Genomic DNA, 4715 nt, shown 5'->3' with positions numbered 1-4715 from the left:
GCAACTGGCCCAAAGCCTCGCCCAACAACAATTCGCAGCCGCCGTCAAATCCTTCGAACAAATCCAGTTCGTCAGCAAACAGCAACTCCTCTACCTCGACAGCTTCCTCCCCCCACAGCTCCCGGACGAAGCCCAATACCCAAAACGTACCCTCTGGATCGTCCTCACAATCCTCGCAAGCCTCACACTCTGGGCAACAGCCCTCGGTATCCTAAACCTCACTCGCGCCCACCTCGCTCATTAGGTACCGCGATGAGAAACGCCATCAAAAACTGGATCTATCACGCCCTGCCCAAGCCCTATGCACGGCGAAAAAATAGCGTTACGTCAGCGCAGGTGAAACGTGTTCTGGTGATAAGAGAAGGCCCTAATCCCAGCTTTACCTATTATCTGGAAGCCCGGCTTAAAGCGCTGGAAGTGCCTTTTGATGTCATCGAAAATACCGAGAGCATGACGGGGATTGATCCTACGACGACCTTTGTGATTATCTGTCGATATATCCGGCTAAGGAAATTTTTTTGGCTTTGGCGACACAGGGCGGATTTTCCAGGTGTTGCCCTCTTTATCGATGATGACATTGCCGCAACTATCGTTGAGGGCCAGAGCGGCCTCGGATACAAGATCTATTTGATCGGATTGGGACTGATCCCATTGATTTATCTCAACGGTGTGCTCACCAGTGTGTGGGCGTCAACCTCTGTATTGGCCGAAAGTTTACAAGCAGACGCTGTTCTGCAACCATTTCCGGCCCCAGATGTCTATTTGCAAAATGTAGAAGGGTGCAGGCGTTCGGACGACACATGTCGCATGGCGTTTCATGCAACCGGAGCTCACGACGCAGAGCACGCCTTTTTGATCCCAATCGTCAAAGCTGCATTGCAAAAGCTGCCAAACCTTCATTTCAAGGTTGTTGCCGAGGAAAGACTGGCAAAAATCTGGCGACATGAATTGCGCGACTTCGGCAGGCGGGCGCAGACCATTTCGCCCTTGCCGTGGCCGGACTATCTCAAAAACGCAAGCCATTTGCAGACGGACATTCTTTTGGTTCCACTTTTAAGTGGACGTGTTAACAACGCACGGGCCGACACAAAACGAATTGATGCATATCGATTGGCAGCCGCCACGGTATTTTCGAAATGCAAGACGTACGAGCGCTGTTTCATCCCAGGGGAAATAATGGTCGAGAACGATGTTACAAGTTGGGTTGACTCAATCGCATGTCTGGTCTTGAACTCTGACAAGCGACGACAGGCCAAAAATGCCACCTCCGCATCCGTGCTTGAAATGGTGAGGCAGGCATCACCTCAGCTGCCTGGGCTAGCTGATTTTTGTTCAAAGAGGAATTGCCAATGACCGAGGTGTTTGAGGCTCGAACCATAAGTTTTCTTGACGCCTTGCGGCAAAAACGAAACGTGATGAAGGCGGTTATTCTGCGCGACATGCGCACGCGCTTTTTCAATCACGGTCTAGGCTTTTTGATTGTCGCGTTATGGCCGTTGGTGCATATGATTGTTCTTCTCGCAATTTACACCCTTTCTGGGCGGCCAGCACCATTTGGTGATAGCACTCAAATTTTCTTTGCAACCGGGCTCATACCCAGCTTGGCGTTTATGTATATTTCCCGTTTCATGTCACTTTCATTGATTTTGAACAAGCCTATGATGGCTTTTCCGGCTGTGACAGTGGTAGACATCATGTTTGCTCGCGCGTTCCTTGAAATAATGGCCGCATTTCTGACGATGGTATTTTTGGTGGCAATATTGTTTGCTCTTGGAGAAAATCCAATTCCCTATGATATAGAGCAGGCGGTTTACGCTTATCTCGCGACACTTTTATTGGCTGCTGGTGTCGGGACGTTGGCAGGTGTTATCGTCATGTTTTTCCCTTTTTTTGTTACGATATACGCGCTGGCGATGATTCTAGTCTATATTCTCTCTGGCGTTTTGTTCGTTGCATCATCGTTCCCCGCGCCGATTGCTTACGCTCTATCATGGAACCCTGTTCTTCAATGTGTGGAGTGGATGCGTACTGCCTATTACCCAACGTACAGCGATAGAATTTTAGACAAGACATATTTAATCGGCTACGGCATCACGGCATTGTTTCTCGGATTGTTGCTTGAGCGTGTTTTGCGCTGGAAAATGTTGGAAGGTTGAGTCGTCAATAATGTCTTTAAGGATCATCCCGAATACCGACTTGGAACCACAGCAGCATGTCGGAGAGACCACTTGGAACAGCATTGGCGACGATCCGTATTTCGAAGTCTGCTTCGATTATATTCGCATGCCATTCATTGTGATTTCTCTCAAATGTGATGAGGAAAAAATCGACCCCAGAGTCTATATCAACGTCGGTGGCCATTATAGCGAGAAAGAGAGCCATGGTTTTGCTTATAGTAATCGCTTCATATTCATAGCGAACCTAGGGGCTACAGGCTGGACAAGATCTCTACGGGTCGACCCTTGCAGTTTTCCCTGTCGCTTCGAGATTTCAATTGAAGCTTTCCCCAACCGCAAAGCGGCGGACAACGCCATTGCTGTGCGGCTTCAAAAGGGCATGGATGGCGCGACCATCCATAATCTCGGCAATTTGCCGCGGTTTCGATTGCGTATGCCAACGCTCTCGTTTGGCCCGCCTGTGCAGCAAATTGAAAAAGTCATCAAAGCACAATATGCACTTGGCAAGAAAATTGCTCCGCCTAAGATCGCAGATGGCGCGACACCTTGGCTCAGCATCATTGTCCCGGTCTACAACGCACCAAAGCGCTATCTTGACGATCTCTTAAAGTCTTTCTTGGATCAGGGTGTGCCCGGGACTGAATTGATTCTAAGCGACGACTCGTCGACATCAGAGGAAACGCAACACTGGTACGACAACCACGCTCGGCGCGACAATGTCAAAATTCTGCGCACATCAACAAACGGCGGCATCGCAACTGCAACAAATACCGGTCTTGGCCAAGCATCAGGCACTTGGGTAGCCTTTCTGGACCATGACGATGTGATTGCGCCGCACGCTCTGAAGTTGATCGGCAAAGCCATTGTCGAAAACCGGTCTGCGAAATTTATTTATACCGATGAGGTCGTGGTCGATGACAACCTAAAACCAATAGGTCTTACGCTCAAACCGGCTTACGACCCGATCCTCTTGACCGGTGTTAATTATATCAATCACTTCTCGATCTATCGACGCGACCGCCTTTCTCAAATTGGAAATTTGCGGACAGGCTTCGACGGATCTCAAGACTATGATCTGCTGCTGCGCTATCTCGACGGCTTACTTGCGGAGGATGTTTTGCATTTACCCTATCCCGCCTATTGGTGGCGCAGGAACGGCAAGACTTATTCCCGCCAGTTTATGGCAAAGGCAACAACAGCCGCCAGAAAAGCGATCAGCGAATCCTTTGCGCGCAAAGGCGTAAAAACCCATGTCGAACCTGCACTCACCGACACGCTGCACCGCGTAATGTTCGAAAACGTCAGCGAAAATAGCTGGCCGATGGTGTCTATTATCATCCCGAGCAGAGACAGCTATCAGTTGATAAGTCGCATCTTGAATGATCTCTTTGAGAGGACGGATTATCCGAATTTTGAGGTAATTGTGATCGACAATGGCACGTCAGATGAGCAGGTGCTTTCGCTTTATCAGCAATTGACGCAGGCCAAATCCAATTTCTCTTATGTCATCGAAAAAGAGACCTTCAATTTCTCACGTGCGATCAACCGGGGTATCCGAATAGCGAAAGGCGAGAATTTCCTCCTTTTAAACAATGATGTAGAGGTCATGGAACCTTTCTGGCTGAAGGAAATGGTTTCCTGCCTCAGTTTTGAAGGTGTTGGCATTGTTGGGGCAAAGCTGCTGTATCCCAACAATAAAATACAGCATGCAGGCGTGGTTGCAGGCTTCGGTGGGTTGGCGGGGCATTGGTACCTGAACCAGGCCAAAGATTATGGTGGCCCCATGAGCCGGCTTCATGTGCGCAACTCAATGACATGCGTGACCGGCGCTGTCATGCTGATCTCAGGAACCTGTGCGCGCACCGTTGGGTTATGGAACGAAGAAGACTTTGCCGTCGCTTATAATGACGTCGATTATTGCCTGCGCGCCTACAAAACTGGCTTCAGAACAGTTTGGACGCCCTTTTCATGCCTCTATCATCATGAATCTGTCTCCCGGGGTTCGGATATTTTTGGTGAACGCAAACGGCGCTTCAATGCGGAGAAAGAAAACTTGAAAACAAGGCACGGCACGGCAGACTTTTTCGACCCAGCAGCTAATCCCGGCTATGACAGAAGGTTTTCGACACCCCAATTCCTGCCACCTGAAAAATTGGCTCCCGTGCGACGCTGGTTCCTGGATAAAGAGTAAAGCCGCAGCTGCTATTTTAGGCCGTGTCCCCATAAATGGAGTTCATCTTTCAGCCGGAGTGTGATCCAATTTCCTGTGAAAGGAGATTGCCATGCGCCGTCACGAATTATGCGACGAAGAATGGGCCATGATTGCACCGCTTCTGCCGACCAAAACTCCTGGAGTTGAAAGGGTTGACGATCGCCGCGAGATCTAGGCACCCTTTTGCGTTGACCTTGCCCCGTTGAACTAATCCATTTTGAAGTAAGCTCTGGCTCATCGTGAAGTGCCCCCCAATTTTGGTCCAGAGAGAACTAGAATTTTCCGGGGTTAAGGCTCATGTCGGCGGGGTTGCCGATGAGCCGTTC

Annotated in this window: 3 protein-coding genes and 1 pseudogene; all 4 read left to right on the top strand. The window is 49.7% G+C overall.

Annotated features, from left to right (window positions below):
• A pseudogene (locus BJF95_RS24180) lies at positions 1-244 on the top strand (capsule biosynthesis protein); the annotation flags it as partial.
• A gap of 8 nt (positions 245-252) precedes the next feature.
• The gene (locus tag BJF95_RS00145; protein ID WP_139317335.1) at positions 253-1353 is read left to right on the top strand and encodes a hypothetical protein; all 1101 of its coding nucleotides are present in this window, start codon (positions 253-255) and stop codon (positions 1351-1353) included.
• Positions 1350-2156, top strand: a complete 807-nt coding sequence (locus BJF95_RS00140; protein ID WP_075637421.1) for an ABC transporter permease — start codon at positions 1350-1352, stop codon at positions 2154-2156. Before BJF95_RS00145 ends, BJF95_RS00140 begins: the two co-directional genes overlap by 4 nt.
• 40 nt (positions 2157-2196) lie before the next feature.
• On the top strand, positions 2197-4368 hold the full coding sequence (locus tag BJF95_RS00135; RefSeq protein WP_245297197.1) for a glycosyltransferase: 2172 nt from the start codon (positions 2197-2199) through the stop codon (positions 4366-4368).
• Positions 4369-4715: the final 347 nt, after the last annotated feature.

It is taken from the genome of Rhizobium oryziradicis, from assembly GCF_001939045.1.
GTDB classification, from domain to species: domain Bacteria; phylum Pseudomonadota; class Alphaproteobacteria; order Rhizobiales; family Rhizobiaceae; genus Allorhizobium; species Allorhizobium oryziradicis.
This window is presented reverse-complemented; position numbering and strand designations above follow the sequence as displayed.

Excerpts from the sequence above, each read along its gene's own strand:
- BJF95_RS00145 (WP_139317335.1), top strand. The coding sequence starts at position 253 with ATGAGAAACGCCATCAAAAACTGGATCTATCACGCCCTGCCCAAGCCC.
- BJF95_RS00140 (WP_075637421.1), top strand. The coding sequence starts at position 1,350 with ATGACCGAGGTGTTTGAGGCTCGAACCATAAGTTTTCTTGACGCCTTG.